Annotated in this window: 12 protein-coding genes; 10 read left to right on the top strand and 2 right to left on the bottom strand. The window is 65.7% G+C overall.

Annotation, left to right across the window (positions count from 1 at the left end):
* Positions 1–344: 344 nt before the first annotated feature.
* From DQ229_RS14850 to DQ229_RS14805, 10 genes are all read left to right on the top strand, one after another.
* On the top strand, positions 345–776 hold the full coding sequence (locus DQ229_RS14850; protein ID WP_114967045.1) for a hypothetical protein: 432 nt from the start codon (positions 345–347) through the stop codon (positions 774–776).
* Positions 777–860: 84 nt separating this feature from the next.
* The gene (htpX, locus tag DQ229_RS14845; RefSeq protein WP_114967044.1) at positions 861–1,754 is read left to right on the top strand and encodes a zinc metalloprotease HtpX; all 894 of its coding nucleotides are present in this window, start codon (positions 861–863) and stop codon (positions 1,752–1,754) included.
* Positions 1,755–2,080: 326 nt separating this feature from the next.
* Positions 2,081–2,275 carry a hypothetical protein gene (locus tag DQ229_RS14840; RefSeq protein ID WP_114967043.1) on the top strand — a complete coding sequence of 65 codons (195 nt, stop codon included), beginning with the start codon at positions 2,081–2,083 and terminating at the stop codon, positions 2,273–2,275.
* Between the two features lie 198 nt (positions 2,276–2,473).
* On the top strand, positions 2,474–2,839 hold the full coding sequence (gene secG, locus DQ229_RS14835; RefSeq protein WP_114967042.1) for a preprotein translocase subunit SecG: 366 nt from the start codon (positions 2,474–2,476) through the stop codon (positions 2,837–2,839).
* Positions 2,840–2,998: 159 nt separating this feature from the next.
* Positions 2,999–4,642 carry a CTP synthase gene (locus DQ229_RS14830; protein WP_114967041.1) on the top strand — a complete coding sequence of 548 codons (1,644 nt, stop codon included), beginning with the start codon at positions 2,999–3,001 and terminating at the stop codon, positions 4,640–4,642.
* 288 nt (positions 4,643–4,930) lie between these two features.
* The gene (locus DQ229_RS14825; protein ID WP_238381123.1) at positions 4,931–6,664 is read left to right on the top strand and encodes an autotransporter assembly complex protein TamA; all 1,734 of its coding nucleotides are present in this window, start codon (positions 4,931–4,933) and stop codon (positions 6,662–6,664) included.
* Positions 6,664–10,524, top strand: a complete 3,861-nt coding sequence (locus DQ229_RS14820) for a translocation/assembly module TamB domain-containing protein (RefSeq protein WP_114967039.1) — start codon at positions 6,664–6,666, stop codon at positions 10,522–10,524. The genes DQ229_RS14825 and DQ229_RS14820 overlap by 1 nt, the downstream gene beginning before the upstream one ends.
* 217 nt (positions 10,525–10,741) lie before the next feature.
* Positions 10,742–11,698, top strand: a complete 957-nt coding sequence (locus DQ229_RS14815) for a TAXI family TRAP transporter solute-binding subunit (protein ID WP_114967038.1) — start codon at positions 10,742–10,744, stop codon at positions 11,696–11,698.
* A gap of 83 nt (positions 11,699–11,781) precedes the next feature.
* Entirely contained in the window at positions 11,782–12,216 is a 435-nt protein-coding gene (locus tag DQ229_RS14810; RefSeq protein WP_114967049.1) for a DUF1850 domain-containing protein, read from the top strand.
* A gap of 153 nt (positions 12,217–12,369) precedes the next feature.
* A complete protein-coding gene (locus DQ229_RS14805) occupies positions 12,370–14,415 on the top strand; it encodes a TRAP transporter permease (RefSeq protein WP_114967037.1) in 2,046 nt (681 codons plus the stop codon).
* A gap of 240 nt (positions 14,416–14,655) precedes the next feature.
* Here DQ229_RS14805 and DQ229_RS14800 read toward each other — a convergent pair whose 3' ends face one another.
* Positions 14,656–15,420: a slipin family protein gene (locus DQ229_RS14800; RefSeq protein WP_114967036.1), complete on the bottom strand. Its 765-nt coding sequence runs from the start codon at positions 15,418–15,420 to the stop codon at positions 14,656–14,658.
* Between the two features lie 39 nt (positions 15,421–15,459).
* A complete protein-coding gene (locus DQ229_RS14795; RefSeq protein ID WP_202909592.1) occupies positions 15,460–17,040 on the bottom strand; it encodes an NfeD family protein in 1,581 nt (526 codons plus the stop codon).
* Positions 17,041–17,192 lie beyond the last annotated feature (152 nt).

The raw sequence follows: 17,192 nt of genomic DNA, 5'->3' as shown, positions 1-17,192 counted from the left end.
GGGGGGGGGGCAGCGGCTGGCCTGCATACCGCCTCCCTGCGCGAGAGGAACAGGCACGAAAGGCGCACCGCATTGATAAAAAGCCATAAATGTCGCAGCCGGTGTTCGCGACATGCTGCCCGGACCGATCCGCGCTCGTGTGGCAATGGGCCGAAAGCGTGCTTGATCCGGGCGCGCAGCGCCCGTAAATGTGGCAAGATCATGGCACAGTTCGAAAAATTTTATGGTGCCCGTGCAGAGAGACCGTTTACCCTGCCAGGGCAAACTGGATGCTGCCACGTCACCGCTATCGGGCCTGCCAGCCTGCGCGGGATTGGAAGGGAAGTATTTTGACCGGGGGGAACATGCTGCCGCGCCAAGGGCAACACGCGCAAGCGCATTGCGCTGCTTCGGTCACGGCAAACAGGGGGCCGGCCGGGCAGCTGACCCTGATGCTCGGGCTGGCGCTTCTTCTGGCGATGGCCAGCCCGCTTGCGGCGGGCACTGTCTGTCATACCGGCTTCACCGGCACCACGGTCTGCGCCGATGGCAGCATCAGCCGCACCACGTTGCACGGCACGACCATCGACAATGCCGGCAATGTCAGGCGCACGACACTGATGGGCGTGACCCTGTCAAGCGACGGCACCGCCATCCGCACACATGCTGGCGCCGCGGCCGGCCTGCCCGATGCCGACGGTCGGTTGTGGAACAGTGATCCTTTCCCCGCCTCCGCCGGCCCTATCGGTGGCGTGGGTTGCGATACCGGGCGGCTGGCGCATCACCTCTGCAACTGACATGGCAGCCCTTGCACAGCCGCGCGCCACGCCCCATCTGATCATTCCGGATTGACAGACAGGCAAGGCACAGGTTTCGACGCGATGACAAAAGGTTACGTCCGCACGGCAATGCTGATGGCCGCGCTGACCGCGCTGCTGATGGGCGTGGGGGCCTTGATTGGTGGCAGCACCGGAGTCGTTCTTGCGCTGGTTTTCGCGGGCGGCATGAATGCCTTTGCCTGGTGGAACTCGGACAAGATGGTCCTGCGGATGCACAACGCCCGCCCCGCCGACACGCGCGACGGCCTGGAACTGCAACGCATGGTGGCCGATCTGGCCCGCCGCGCCGACATGCCAGTGCCTGCTGTCTTTATCATCGAGACGGAGCAGCCCAACGCCTTCGCCACGGGCCGAAACCCGGAAAATGCCGCCGTCGCAGCCACGACCGGCCTGTTGCGGCGGCTGAGCCGCGAGGAAGTTGCCGGCGTCATGGCACATGAGCTTGCCCATATCCGCAATTACGACACGCTGATCATGACGATCACCGCAACCTTTGCCGGCGCGATTTCAATGCTGGCCAATTTCGCGCTGTTCTTCGGCGGGCGACGCGACAACCCGCTGGGGATCATCGGGCTACTTGCCATGATGATTCTGGCTCCGCTGGCGGCGGCACTGGTGCAGATGGCCATCAGCCGCAGCCGCGAATACGAGGCCGACCGCATCGGCGCCGAGATCTGCGGCAACCCGCACTGGCTGGCCGACGCGCTCGAGCGGATCCAGGCCTTCGCCGCACGGATCGACAACAATGTCGCCGAACGCAACCCGGCCACGGCGCATATGTTCATCATCAACCCGCTACACGCGCATCGCCACGACGCGCTTTTCTCGACCCACCCCGCCACCGAGAACCGCGTGGCCGCCCTCCGGGCGATGGCGGGCCAGGCGCGCCCTGACCCCCGCGCGCAGCGCCGCACTTCGGGCGGCCCCTGGGGCTGAACCGCTGCGGCAACCGACGCTCCGGGCAGCTACCTTGCGGTGCAGCAGCGACGCCTCGGCCGGGGTTACGCAGCCTGGTGCGGTTGGAGCCATCTCCAATTCGCCATGCTTTGCATGAGGATCGCGCGTTTTGCGGCTGATTCCACACGTTTTCGTGATGTAAGGTGTTGCCAAATTGACGATGCCGGCGCAAACTGCCCCTGATCGCGTGCGAGACCCGTTGCATTTGAGTTTTCAAGATGCTTTCAGGTTTCTCACGAGGTACAGTCTTGGGTGCCCGCGCCGTCCTCACTAAATCATGGCGTGGGCAGATTCTGGAGGTTGATATGAAGAAGATCGCTCTTGCCGCCGTGCTTTCGGCCGCTGCTTCCACCGCTTTCGCCGGTGGCCACGGCAGCAAATATGCTGAACCGGTTATCGAGCCGGAAATCATCGTTGAAGAAACCCGCAAATCGTCGGCCGGCATCGTCGTGCCGATCATGCTGCTGGTTCTGATTGCCGCTGCGGTGGCTGCGAACTGATTTTCGGAATGTTCCGAAATCTGGGAAGGCGGTGGAATTTCCACCGCCTTTTTTCTTGCGTATCGGTCATATCGGGCGGGCACACAGGACATCCCGCACGGCACCGGGCGGAATGAATGCCCGGCACGCCCCGGCACGGGGGGTTGCGGCGCAGCTTTCATCGGCCTAAATGGGCGCAGGGCAATTTGGGCATGTGTGATGGAAAATGTCGTTCTGATCGTTCACCTTCTGCTGGCGCTGGGCATCATCGGTGTGGTGCTTCTGCAGCGCTCTGAAGGCGGTGGCCTGGGCATGGGCGGAGGCGGCGGCGGTGCCGCAGGCGCCAGCCGGCCGGCACTTTCGCCGCTGGGCAAGGTGACCTGGGCGCTGGCCATTGCCTTCATCGCGACATCGCTCACGCTGACGATTCTGGCTGCACAGCGTTCGGCAAGCACCTCGGTGCTTGACCGGCTGACGACACCGCCGCCGGCATCAGATACCGCACCCGCGGCCCCGCCTGCGGCTGACGACCTGCTGCCGCCGCCGGCTGACGACGCACCGCTTACACCGCCGCGCGCCGACTGAGGCGCTAGCTACCACGCCTTGAGGGCCAAGTAGAAACCGCAACAGTATATTGGGGCGGGCGGTTGCAGCCTGCGCGGGAATAGAGTATTTCTCCAATCCCGTGATGCAGGCTTTCGGAGCACTGCCCGAACCACGCCATAGCACGGGGGACGCCGCCGAATGGCACGTTATGTTTTCATTACCGGGGGGGTCGTCTCCAGCCTTGGCAAGGGGCTTGCCTCGGCCGCGCTGGGGGCACTTCTGCAGGCACGCGGCTTTTCGGTGCGGTTGCGCAAGCTCGATCCCTACCTGAATGTTGATCCCGGCACGATGTCACCCTTTGAGCATGGCGAGGTCTTCGTCACCGACGATGGCGCCGAAACCGACCTCGACCTCGGCCATTACGAACGTTTCACCGGGGTGTCGGCCCGCGCCACCGATTCGGTGTCCTCGGGGCGGATCTACTCCAACGTGCTCGAGAAAGAACGCCGCGGCGACTACCTGGGCAAGACCATCCAGGTGATCCCTCACGTCACCAACGAGATCAAGGATTTCCTGGCCGTCGGCGCCGAAGAGGTCGATTTCATGCTGTGCGAGATCGGCGGCACCGTGGGCGATATCGAGGGGCTGCCCTTTTTCGAGGCGATCCGCCAGTTCGCCCATGAGCGCCCGCGCGGCCAGTGCATCTTCATGCACCTGACGCTGCTGCCATATCTTGCGGCCAGCGGCGAGTTGAAGACCAAGCCCACGCAGCATTCGGTCAAGGAACTGCGCGCCATCGGCATCGCGCCCGATGTGCTGGTCTGCCGATCGGAGCAGCCGATCCCCGAGAAGGAGCGGCAGAAGATCGCGCTGTTCTGCAATGTGCGGCCCGATGCCGTGATCCCGGCCTATGACCTGAAATCGATCTACGAGGCGCCGCTGGCCTATCACCGTGCAGGGCTGGACCAGGCCGTGCTGGACGCTTTCGCCATCTCGCCCGCGCCGCGCCCTGACCTGTCACGCTGGGAAGACGTGATGGACCGGCTCGACCATGCCGAGGGCGAAGTGCGCGTGGCCATCGTGGGCAAATACACCCAGCTTGAGGATGCCTACAAATCGATCAAGGAGGCCCTGACCCACGGCGGCATGGCCAACCGCGTGCGGGTCCGCGCCGAATGGATCGATTCCGAGATTTTTGAGACCGAAGACCCGGCCCCGCATCTGGAGAGTTTTCACGCCATCCTCGTGCCCGGCGGATTCGGCGAGCGCGGCACCGAAGGCAAGATCAAGGCCGCGCAATTCGCCCGCGAAAAGAAGATTCCCTATCTGGGTATCTGCCTGGGGATGCAAATGGCGGTGATCGAGGCCGCGCGCAATATGGCCGGGCTGAGCGATGCAGGCAGCGAGGAGTTCGACCACGAGGCCGGCGCGCGGCGTTTTACGCCGATTGTCTATCACCTCAAGGAGTGGGTGCAGGGCACCCATACCTTGCGGCGCAGCACTGATGACGACAAGGGCGGCACCATGCGGCTGGGTGCCTATGCGGCCATTCTCGCCGAAGGGTCGCGCGTGGCCGGGATCTATGGCGGCACCCAGATCGAGGAACGCCACCGCCACCGTTATGAGGTGGATATCAAGTACCGGGAAAAGCTCGAGGAATCCGGGCTGAAATTTTCAGGCATGTCGCCCGACGGCCGGTTGCCGGAAATCGTCGAGTACCAGAACCACCCCTGGTTCATCGGTGTCCAGTTCCACCCCGAGCTGAAATCGAAACCCTTCGCGCCGCATCCGCTCTTTGCCGATTTCGTGCGCGCCGCGGTCGAGGTCTCGCGCCTGGTCTGAAGCGCGCGGCAACTTCTTCTTGGCAAAAATATCCTCCCTGACAGGCCCGGCCTGTCAGGGCCGAACGGTCGGGGTTTGAGGGCCGCGGCCCCGGCAGGCCCGCAGGTGGCAAGGTTCCGCGCGCGCACCGCGCAACACACGGCAAAGCGCATTGTGGGCCGCGGCGCAACATGCGAGACTGCACCCATGCGTTTCATTGCGAGTTGCGAATTGGGTCAGCGGGGGCGGTTTCAGAAAGGCCGGAGGTGGCTGCAGGGCTTCGGAGTTGCGGCGCTTCTGGCGGCGGCCATGCCAGTCTGGGCAATCGACGCGATACGTTTCTCCGCACCGGGCGCGGATGAGGCGCTTGTCGAGGCCCTGCGCGGTGCCTCGCCGCTGCTTCAGGCCCGGCGCGAAGGCGTCAACGACCCGCAGGAACTCTTTGCCATTGCCAACTCGGAATACGGGCGGCAGGTCGGCGCGCTTTATGCCGCAGGCCATTATTCGGGTGTGGTCGAGGTGCGCATCGACGGGCGCGAAGCCGCGGCCTTTTCACCGCTGGAACTGCCGCAGGACATCCGCGAAATCAGCATCACCGTGCATCCCGGCCCCGCCTTCACCTTCGCGCGGGCCGAAGTCGTGCCGATGGCACCCGGCACGGATCTGCCCGAGGAGTTCGCACCGGGGCGCACCGCGCGCAGCCCGATCATCCGCGATACCGCGCAGGCCGTGGTCGACGGCTGGCGCGCGCAAGGTCATGCCAAGGCCACCGAAGCGGAAAGCCGGATCACTGCCGATCATCGCGATGCCACGCTCGATGCGCTCCTGCGCTTCACCCCCGGCCCGCAACTGCGATTCGGCCGCCTCATCGTCGAAGGCAACGAGCGCACGCGCGCCGAACGGGTCCGCCAGATCGCCGGCCTGCCCGAGGGCGAGGTATTCAACCCCGAGGCCATAGAGCGCGCCGCGCGCCGGCTGCGGCGCACCGGCACTTTCGGATCGGTCGCCATGTCCGAATCCGATGATATCGGCGCGGACGACACGCTCGACATCACCGCCACCCTGATCGAGGCGCCGCTCAGGCGGATCGGCTTTGGTGCCGAGCTTGACACGGTCGAGGGGGTGCGGCTGAGCGCCTTCTGGCTGCACCGCAACCTGCTGGGCGGGGCCGAGCGGCTGCGCCTTGACGGCGAGATCGGACGCATCGGTGCCAGCAGTGGCGGGCGCGACTATCGCTTTGCCGCACGGTTCAGCCGCCCGGCGACCTTCACGCCGGAGACCACGCTCAGTTTCGGGGGCGAGTTGCGCACCGTCGATGTCGATGATTACGATTCCATCCTGGGCACCGTCGATGTGGGCGTGACGCATTTCTTTTCCGACCGCCTGACCGGCGAGGCCGGCATCGCGTACTTGCGCGAACGCACCGAAGATGCCGCAGGGCGCAGAACCCGCAGCACACTGGCGCTGCCGATCGGCGTGAACTGGGATCGCCGCGACAGCGACACAAACGCCACCTCGGGCACCTATATCGATGCACGGGCAACACCGTTCCTTGGCCTCACCGGCGCAGATTCGGGGGCGCAGTTCCGTCTTGACGGGCGTGCCTATTACGGGGTCGGCGCGGGACGCGGCTTCGTGTTGGCCGGGCGGGTGCAGCTTGGATCTGTAGTCGGGGCCAGCATCGAAGGGACACCGCGCGATTACCTGTTCTACTCGGGCGGAGGCGGCACCGTGCGCGGCCAGCCTTACCGCTCTCTGGGGGTGAATGTGGGCGGCGTCGGCTCGGGCGGGCGCAGCTTTGCCGCACTCTCGGCCGAGGTGCGCGCGCGCGTGACCGAGAATATCGGCGTTGTCGGCTTCGCCGATGCCGGGCTCGTGGGCGATGGCAGCTTTGGTGGCAACGCCGGCTGGCACGCCGGCGCCGGGCTTGGCGTGCGCTATGCCACCGGCATCGGTCCGATCCGGCTGGATGTCGGTTTTCCGGTGCGCGGCGATACCGGCGACGGGGCGCAACTCTATATCGGGATCGGGCAGGCCTTCTGATGCTGGAACGGATCATCGCCAGACTTGTCCTGATCGTGTCGCTGGCCCTGGTGCCGGCCCTGCCTGCGACAGCCAACGAGGAAGACGCAAGCTTCCTGACACGGACCTTGCAGGATTTCCTGTCGGATGCAGGGCGCGAGGTGCGCATCATCGGGTTCGAGGGCGCACTGTCGTCGCGCGCCACCATCCGTGAGATGACCATCGCCGACGAGGACGGTGTGTGGCTTACCCTGCGCGGCGCGGTGCTTGACTGGAATCGCGCCGCGCTGTTGCGCCGGCAGGTCGAGGTCAACGAGCTTGCCGCCGAGGAAATCATCCTGGAGCGGATGCCCGGCTGGGGCGCCAGCCAAGGCCCCAGCCCCGAAGCCACGCCTTTTGCCCTGCCCGAGCTGCCGGTTTCGCTGCGGGTCGGGCAGGTATCGGCCGGGCGCGTCGTTCTGGGCGAGGCGCTTTTCGGTGCAGAGGCGGTCGTCACCCTTGACGGTGGCGCGCAGCTTGCCGGTGGCGAGGGTAGCGCAAATATCGCGATCGAGCGTGTCGATGGCGAGATGGGCGCACTCACGCTTGATGGGGCCTACAGCAACGCCACGCGCATCCTCTCGCTCGATCTGCATGTGCGCGAGGCCGAGGACGGAATCGCGGCCAATCTGCTCAACATCCCCGGCCGCCCCGATATCGCCCTGTCGATTGCCGGCGAAGGGCTGCTTGATGATTTCGTGGCGCAGATCGGGCTGGAAACCGACGGGCAGGAACGCCTGTCGGGCGAGGTGGCGCTGCTTTCCGAGGGCGATGACGACGCCGAAGACCCCGCCGCGCGCACCCAACGTTTCCGCGCCGCGCTTGGCGGTGATATCGCGCCGCTGTTTGCGCCCGAGTTTCGCGACTTCTTCGGCGAGGATATCCGCGTTGAGGCCGAAGGCGCACGCTTTCCCGACGGGCGGATGGAGCTGAGCACGCTTGACCTGCGCGCCAATGCGCTGAGGCTGATAGGGAATGTCGCAATCGGCGCCGATGGGCTGCCCGAACTGATCCAGCTGCATGGCGAAATAGCAGACCCCGAAAGCCGCCCCGTGCTGCTGCCCGCCGCGGGGCCGCGCACCCGGATCGACCGCGCACGGCTCGATCTGGATTTCGATGCCGCGCGCGGCGAAGACTGGCGCGGAGACATCTCGGTTGCCGGGTTTTCGCGGCCCGGCCTGGGCATTGGGCTGCTGCGGCTGACCGGCGAAGGGCAGATCACCGCCGCCAGTATGCCGGGCGCGGTGCCCGGGCTGGCGGCAGCCTTCGATTTCGCCGCTGAAGGCCTGGCCCCCGGCGACCCCGCCCTGGCCGAAGCGCTGGGCGAAAGGGTGCGCGGCAACGCCCGGCTGAACTGGGAACAGGGCGGAGCGCTCACGCTCGAACGGCTGGTTCTGTCGGGGCGCGATTACGGGCTGAGCGGTACTGCCCAATTGCGCGGGCTGGACATGGCGTTAGAGCTTGAGGCGCGGCTTTTGGCATTGCACCGTTTCTCGGCGCTGGCCGGGCGCGAGTTGGGCGGCGCGCTCTCGGGCCAGGTCGAGGGCGATGTGGAACTGTTTTCAGGGGCATTCGATCTGCGCGCGTCGGTCAACGGCCGCGATCTGCGCGCCGACCAGCCCGAGCTTGATCGCCTGCTGCAAGGGGCCAGCAGCATAGAGGCCGATCTGCGGCGCGACGCCGACGGCACCCATATCGACCGTTTTGCCCTGCGGGCGCAACAGCTCGAGGCCGATCTCGACGGGTTCATCGGCAGCCTGCACAGCCGGGTCAGCGGAACGGTCGACCTGGCCGATCTTTCGGTGCTGGGGGCAGGCTATGGCGGTGCGTTGGCCGCCGAAGGCCGCTTTGCCGATACCGACGGCGCGCAAAGCGTTCATTTCACCGCCGAGGGGCAGGATCTGACAGTCGGCATCGCGCAGCTTGACCGGCTGCTTCGCGGGGAAAGCACCCTTCGGCTGGATGCAACGCATCAAGGCGGCGATTTCGACATCGCGCATTTCGCGCTGTCGGCCAGCGCCCTTTCGGCCGAGGCACGCGGTCGGATCGCTGAAAAAGCAAGCGACCTGGTGGCCGAGTTCCGGTTCAGCGACCTCGCTGCGCTTGGCGCAGGCTATGGCGGCACGCTCGACGCGCAGGCACATTTGTTCGACGATGGCTCCGACCGGCGCCTTTCCCTCGAGGCTGAAGCCCGTGACCTGGCGCTGGGCCTGGGACCGGTGGATCGGCTCTGGCGCGGGCGCAGTCAGCTCAGCCTCGCGGGCTTTCAGCGCGGCGAGTTGTTCGAGCTTGACCGTTTCACGTTGGAAAATCCGCAATTGACCGCCTCGGCCAGCGCCGAGGTAGAGGGCGCGCGGCGGCTGATGGATCTGTCGGTCAGGCTGGCCGATCTGGGGCTGATCGTGCCGGAGTTGCGCGGCCCGGTCACATTTGGCGGACAGATCGTCGACGGGCCGGGCGATGGCTATGCACTTGACCTTTCCGGCACCGGGCCGGGCGGGATAGACGCGCGTGTCACCGGCAACATGGCGCGCGACCTGACGGCCGACCTGGCAATAACCGGCACTGCCAACCTGGCACTGTCCAACCCGTTTCACGAGCCGGTGAATGTGCAGGGGCTGGCGCAATACGACCTGCGGATTCAGGGCCGCCCCGGGCTTGATACCGTGTCGGGTACGGTCACGACCAGTGGCGCACGCGCCGTGGCGCCGCAGCAGGGCGTGACGCTTGAGGAAATTTCGGGCAGCGCGCAGCTTGGCGGCGGTTCCATGCAGGTCGATGCCGCAGCACAGGTGCAGGGCGGTGGCAGCTTGGGGATCAACGGCAGCATCGGGCTTCAGCCCGGTGTCCTGCCAGCCGACCTTTCCGTCACGCTGGACCGCGCCCGAATCAGCGACCGCCGCATCTTCGAGACCCGCGTCTCCGGCAATCTGGCGATCACCGGCGGGCTGCTGCGCAGCCAGGGCCGTATCGCGGGTGATCTGTTCCTTGACGGAACCGAGGTGCGCATACCCTCAAGCGGGCTGGGCGCAGGCGAGTACATCCCCAACCTTATCCACGTCAACGAAAGCGCGGCCAGCCTGGCCACCCGCCGCGCAGCGCGGGTCATCGCCAATGGGCGCCGTGCCGATGGGCGCGAGCCCAATGCCTTTACCCTGGATGTCGCCCTGTCCAGCCCCAACCGCGTGTTCGTGCGTGGCCGCGGGCTGGATGCCGAACTGGGCGGCACGCTGCGGCTGACTGGCACCACGCTGGATGTGGTGCCGTCGGGCGAGTTCACCCTGCTGCGCGGACGGCTCGATATTCTTGGCCGGCGCTTTACCCTCAGCGACGGGGTGGCACGCTTGCAGGGAAGGTTCGTGCCCTTCATCCGGCTGACGGCAACGACCACGACCGATGGCATCACCGCCAGCATCGTTTTCGCGGGTGAGGCCGACGCGATGCAGATCAGCTTCATCTCGTCGCCGGAACTGCCCGAGGAAGAAATCGTCGCGCGGCTGCTATTTGGGCGCGAACTGAGCCGCCTATCGCCCTTTCAGGCAGCACAGCTTGCCTCGGCGGTGGCCACGCTGGCCGGGCGGGGCGGTGAAGGGCTGGTGGGCAACCTGCGCGAGAGTTTCGGACTGGATGATCTGGACATCAGCACGGGCGATGACGGCACCGCAGCGCTCAGGGTGGGGCGTTATCTGACGGAGAACGTCTATACCGACGTGACTGTCGATGCCGAGGGCCGCAGCGAGGTGTCGCTGAACCTGGACCTTTCGCCTTCGGTTTCGGTTCGCGGCCGCACCGACAGCGAGGGTCGCAGCGGCGTCGGGGTCTTCTTCGAACGCGACTACTGAGCCCCGGCCACGCAATTATTTCCATGATTTCGGCTCGTGCTCCGGCAAAGCAAGACCGGCTTCGCCTCCTGCTGCCCTGTGCCATCCGCGGCGTGACGTCACGGCACGGGCCGCTTTTCGTCAAGGCGGTTGACAGGGCGCGCATTTTTAAGGGTGAATGGGCCATGCAGGAACGGGGCCCGATACCCCGTCCGTTTGCAAACAGGGAGAAGGTATCATGAAGAAACTGACATACGCCGTGGCAGCTGTTCTGGCGCTGGGAACAGGTGCGCAGGCGCAGGATCTGTCGATCGCGACAGGCGGCACCGGGGGCGTGTATTACCCCTACGGCGGCGGCCTGGCCGAGCTGATCACAAACTATGTCGATGGTGCCAGCGCCACCGCCGAGGTAACGGGCGCCTCGGTCGAGAACATGGCGCTGATCTCGCGCTTTGACAGCGATCTGGCGCTGGCGCTGGCCGACACGGTTTTTGCCGCCTACAATGGCACTGACCCGTTCGAAGGTCGTCAGATGAGCGAGCTGCGCGCACTGGCCTCAATCTATCCGAACGCCGTGCAGATCGTCACCATCGCCGGCAGCGGCATCGCAGGAATCGATGACCTGCGCGGCAAGCGCGTCTCGGTCGGGGCGCCCGGCTCGGGCACCGAGGTAAGCGCCCAGGCCCTGCTGGCGGCCAATGGCATCACCTATGATGATTTCGAGCCCCAGCGGCTGAACTTCAATGAAACCGCGGATGCGCTGCGCGACGGTGACATCGATGCCGGTTTCTGGAGCGTCGGCCCGCCCACCAGCTCGATCATGAACCTGGCCGCCACCCGCGACATCGCGCTGGTGCCGCTGACCGAAGAGCAGATCGCCAACGCCATCGAGGTGGAGCCGACCTTCGCCGCCTATACCTTGCGTGAAGGCATCTACGAGGGCATCGGTGAAGCCACGCTGACGATCTCGACCCCCAACGTGCTGGTCGTGCATGAAGAGATGGACGAGGGTCTCGCCTATGAGATCACGCGCGTGCTCTTCGAACATGTCGATGAGTTGATCGCCATTCACCCGGCGGCCAATGACACCACGGTCGAGTTCGCGCTCGGCTCGACGCCGATCCCGATGCACCCCGGCGCGATCCGCTACTACGAGGAAAGCGGCGCCGAAGTTCCGGACAATCTGCGTCCGTGATCGACAACAGGGCAAAGGCGGGGCGGCCTGACAAGATCGGGCCGCCCCCTGCTCCTTTTCTAACGGGCTTGGCGCTTGTGGCGATGATGATGCCCCAAATGGCAGCGGCACAGGTCGAGGTGCGGCATGACGATGGCCGCATCCTTGCCGTTCTGGAGGCGTCGCCGGGGCAGGAATGGTGCCTGCACTGGAATCATTCCGTGACCGGAGGGGCAGTGGCCGATTGTTTTGCCGAACACGAAGGGCAGCTGATGCTGACCCGATCCTACCTGCACGATTTCGCCGCCGGGCTTGGCCACCTGCCCGAACGCGGAAAGATGCGCAGCGCCAGCGAGGGCGGCTACTGGATCGAGGGGATGGACGAACCCGTCGCAGGCAATGCCCTGCCGCTGCGCGTCGGCAGCGCGCGGGTGCATCACCGGCTGGTCGCGCCTGACGGTGCCGAGCTGGATCTGAGCGCCATCGCCGCGGGCACCCGTGTCACCCTTGCCCTGTCACCCGACCCGGCGGCACCATGACCGGCCCGGCGGGACGGTTTCCACAGCGTTTCGACTTTTCCCTGAAACGTCCGAAACGCTGCAGGTTCTTGAACTTGCGCAACTCCGAACCGAAAAGGTCCGCCAACTTTTTCTGGAGTTGCTTGAACGATGGTCCGAATAGCAGGAAGCCCCATGGCCAAGCCTTCCCCGACACGCGATGACTCCGCGCCCGAGATCGCGGAGCTGCCCTCGAACCTGAAATCCGCAGACCGCGTGCAACCCTGGCCCGTGCTGGTGCTCATCACGCTTGTCGCCGTGGCGATGTCGCTGTTTCAGATGTATTCGGCGGGCATCCAGACCTTCGGCCTTTTCTACCAGCGCTCGATCCATCTCGCGTTCGTGCTGTTTCTGTGCTTCCTGATCTTCCCGGTCTTCGGGCCTGACCGCAGGCGCGGGCTGCTGGGCTGGCTGGTCGATGGCTCCTTCCTGGCTGCGGCCTTCATGAGCGGCTTCTACATGGTCTGGAATCTGGACGCCATCATCATGCGCGCGGGGTTCTGGAACCAGACCGACATCACCATGGGCATCATCGCCACCATCACTGTGCTCGAGGCCAGCCGCCGCGCGGTCGGGCTGGGCATGACCGTGATCGGCGCGATCGCAATCCTCTACGCGCTGGCCGGCGCGCGCGGCGCGCTGCCTGGACTGGGCGAATGGATGCCCGGAATCATGAGCCATCGTGGCGCCAGTGTCGAACGTCTGATCGGGCAGCTCTACCTCGGGCAAGAGGGGATCTTCGGCCTGCCGCTGGGGGTGGCGGCAACTTACGTGTTCATGTTCGTGCTGTTTGGCGCGTTCCTTGAAGTCACCGGCGCGGGCCGCTTCTTCATCGACCTTGCCTTTGCCGCCACCGGTCGGAAGCCGGGCGGGCCGGCAAAGGCCGCGGTGGTGGCCTCGGCGGGGATGGGCTCGATCTCTGGCTCGGCGATCGCCAATGTGGTCACGACCGGCGCCTTCACCATCCCGCTGATGAAACGCCTGGGCTACAAGGGCAAACAGGCCGGCGGGATCGAGGCGGCGGCCTCCACCGGCGGGCAGATCACACCGCCCTTGATGGGCGCCGGGGCGTTCCTGATCTCGGAATACACCAATATTCCTTATATCGAGATCGTCATGGTCTCGATCTTCCCCGCAATCCTGTACCTGGGGACGGTCTACCTGTTTGTGCATATCGTGGCGATGAAGTCCGGCATGAAGGGCATGACAGCCGCCGAGTTGCCGCTGGTGCGCAATGTGCTCAAGGCCGGATGGCAATTCATCGTGCCGCTGGTGGTGCTGATATGGCTTCTGGTCAACAACTACTCTCCCATGCGGGTGGGGTTCTGGGCCATCATCTCGGTGGTGGCCGTGGCCCTGCTTCGGGCGCTTGTCGTGATTGTGGTGATCGACCCGCGCCGGGGCAAGCCGCTGACCATCGGCGTGCTGCGCGATGCGGCGGAGCTCGGCATCAGCAAGCTGATCGAGGCACTGGCGCTGGGCGCGCGCAATGCGGTGGCCGTCTCGATCGCCTGTGCCGTGGCCGGGATCATCGTGGGGGTGGTCGGCCTGACGGGCTTGGGGCTCAAGTTTTCCTCCATGATGATCGCGCTTTCGGGCGGCAACATCGTGCTGGCCCTGCTGCTTGTCCTGCTCGCCAGCCTGGTGCTGGGCATGGGGCTGCCGGTGACGGCAGCCTATATCGTGCTGATCGTCCTGGTCGGCCCCGCGCTGCACACGGAGTTCGGCATCCCGCTGCTGATCGCGCATCTGGTGGTGTTCTGGTACAGTCAGGACAGCAACGTCACGCCACCCATCGCGCTTGCCGCTTTCGCCGCTTCGGCGGTGGCAGGGTCCAAGCCGATGGAAACCAGCGTACAGGCCTGGAAGTTCGCCAAGGGGCTGTACCTGATCCCGATGTTCATGGTGTTCAACCCCGAGATCATCCTCGGCGGTCCGCTGCATGTCGTGCTGTGGACCGGGGTCATCGCGATCCTGGCGCTGGTGACATTCGCCGCCGCGATCGAGGGCTACCTCTTCACCTGGCTCGATCCCGTGTCGCGTCTGGTTATCATACCCGCGACTGTCGCGATCTTCTGGCCCGACGCGACGATCGAGGCCGCAGGCGCGGCCGTGTTGCTGCTGGTCGTGCTGCTGAACTGGTGGAAAGGCCGCAGCGCCCCGGCACCGGCGGCGCGCTGAGCCTGCTGCACCCGCCGCCTGCGATCAGCCTGCGCGCCCCCGGCCCGGCAAAGGGCGCACCCCTGCGAAAACAACGCGGGCGCGCCCCTTCTTCTTGGTCCAAATATCCTCGCCGAAGGCACGCAGCGCCAGCCGGGGTGCGGCTGCCCCGGGGTCTTTGGGGCGGGGATTCCATCAGGCGGGCTTTGCCCGAACCCAGGCCAGCCAGGGCCGGGGCCGTGCCCCCGCCCTGGCTGGCGATCAGGCCTTCTTGATCCCCGGCACCAGGCTCGCCATCTCGATCGGGAAGGGAAAGACGATGGTCGAGTTCTTGTCGCCGGCGATAAAATTGAGCGAGCTGAGATAACGCAGCTGCATCGCGCCGGGGTCCTTGGCCATGATCTGAGCCGCTTCCAGCAGCTTCTGCGCGGCCTGCTGCTCGCCCTCGGCGTTGATGACCTTGGCGCGCCGCTCGCGCTCGGCCTCGGCCTGGCGGGCGATGGCCCGGATCATCGACTCGGCCACATCCACATGCTTGATCTCGACATTCGCGACCTTGATGCCCCAGATCTCGGTCTGGCTGTCGAGGATCTCCTGAATGTCATTGTTGAGCTTGTCGCGCTCGGCCAGCATTTCGTCAAGCTCGTGCTTGCCCAGCACCGCGCGCAGGGTCGTCTGCGCCAGCTCGCTGGTGGCGGCCATGAAGTTCTCGACCTGGATGGTGGCCTTTTCGGCATCCATCACGCGAAAATAGATCACCGCCGAGACATTGACCGACACGTTGTCCTTCGAGATCACGTCCTGCTTGGGAACATCCAGCACGATCGTGCGCAGATCGACCCGCACCATCTGCTGGACGAATGGGATCAGGATGATCAGCCCCGGCCCCTTTGTTCCTGTAAAACGGCCAAGGGTGAAGACCACAGCGCGCTCGTACTCGCGCAGAACCTTGATCGCAGAGGCCAGAAGCGCGATCAGGAAAATCGCGAGCAGGCCGTAAAATCCGATATCGAAGAAGATTTCCATCATGGTCTCCCTTTCATTGCGGGGGGTGGCGCGCACGCATCAGGCGGCCCGCTCGACCCTAAGCACGAGGCCCGAAACCTGGGCCACGCGCACCGTTTCGCCGGGGGCCAGCCCCTCCGGCCCCTCGGATTTCCAGCGTTCGCCATGCAGCCAGACAAAGCCTGTGGTGCCGCTCCATTCGAGCACGCGGCCTTGTGCGCCGACCAGCTCTTCCTGCCCGGTCACGACCCGGGCGCGGAAGGCCCCGGTGGCCAGCCGCGCGATGATCAGCGTCAGAATCAGCCCCATCACCGCCACCGCCGCAATCAGCGGCATCGACACCGCCACGCCGGGCACATCCGTATCCACAAGCATCACTGCCCCCACCACAAGCGCGACCGTGCCGCCGATTCCCAGGATGCCGAAGGATGGCGCAAAGGCTTCCGCCACGATCAACGCAAGCCCCAGCAATATCAACAGCACCCCCGCATAGTTGAGTGGCAGCAAGGCCAGCGAATAAAGCCCCAGCAACAGGCTGATCGCCCCAACCGTGCCGGGCACCAGCACGCCGGGGTTGAGGAACTCGAAGATGATCCCGTATATCCCCACCAGCATGAGGATCAGCGCCACATTCGGGTTGGTGATCACCGACAGAATCGCGGTGCGCCAGTCGGGTTCGAGGAATTCGTAATCCAACCCTGCGGTCTGCAGCGTGGTCTCGGCCTCGCCAACCTTCACCGTCATCCCGTCGGCCTGCCGCAGCAGATCGTCGAGGTTCTCGGCCACGAAATCGATCACGCCCATCTCGGCGGCTTCGCGCGATGACAGGCTTTCGGCCTGCCGCACCGCGCGCTCGGCCCAGTCGGCGTTGCGGTCGCGCAACTCGGCCAGCCCGCGAATATAGGCCACCGCATCGTTGATGGCCTTGGCTTCGCTGGCGCTGAGCGGGGGGCTCACGCCATTGCCGGCGGTGCTGCCGGTGTCTTCCTCTCTCTCGGTGGCCGCGTCGTCGCGGCTGTCGGGCTGCTCGGTATCGTCTGCGTTTGCAGTGCCGTTTGCGCCGCCGTTCGTATCGGCCTCGCCATTCTCGTCGGTCTGGGCCTCGGCGCCCAGGCTGAAAGGCAAGCCGCGAGGGTCCGATTCTTCGTCCTGCTCGCCGCCCCCGCCCCCGCCGCCAATCGCAATCGGCGTGGCCGCGCCCAGATTGGTCGCCGGGGCCATCGCCGCAACATGGCTGGCATAGAGGATATATGTGCCCGCGCTCGCCGCACGGGCGCCCGACGGCGTGACATAGGTGGCCACCGGCACCGGCGAAGACAGGATTTCACGGATGATATCGCGCATCGAGGTATCAAGCCCGCCGGGCGTGTCCATCCGCAGGATCACCAGCGGCGCGCCGCGCTCGGCCCCTTCGCGGATGCCGCGGATGATGTAATCGGCACTCGCCGGGCTGATCGCGCCATCGACAGTCAGAACCAGTGCCGGATTTTGCGCCGGTGCGCTGTCTTGCGCGGCCAGCCCGAAGCCCCCGAGCACAAGCGCAAGCAGGGCGAGCATACGCGCAAGAAGCCGCCCCGGACGCCGCAGCCATTGCCCGGCCCGGCGCCCCGTGCGGCTATCACGCTCAAGATCTGGGTGCATCTTGCTGGCTCCTCCTCGACTTGTTCGCCCGGCAGGCATGTGCCGCGCGCCCGTCGGATACCACAGGTTGATCCTGTAGCATGTCGGGCGTGATTCAAGCGCCACCGCGCCGGATGCTGCCGTATCTGGCCGATCCTCGCTGGATCGTGACC

The organism is Alkalilacustris brevis, assembly GCF_003350345.1.
Classification (GTDB): domain Bacteria; phylum Pseudomonadota; class Alphaproteobacteria; order Rhodobacterales; family Rhodobacteraceae; genus Alkalilacustris; species Alkalilacustris brevis.
This window is presented reverse-complemented; position numbering and strand designations above follow the sequence as displayed.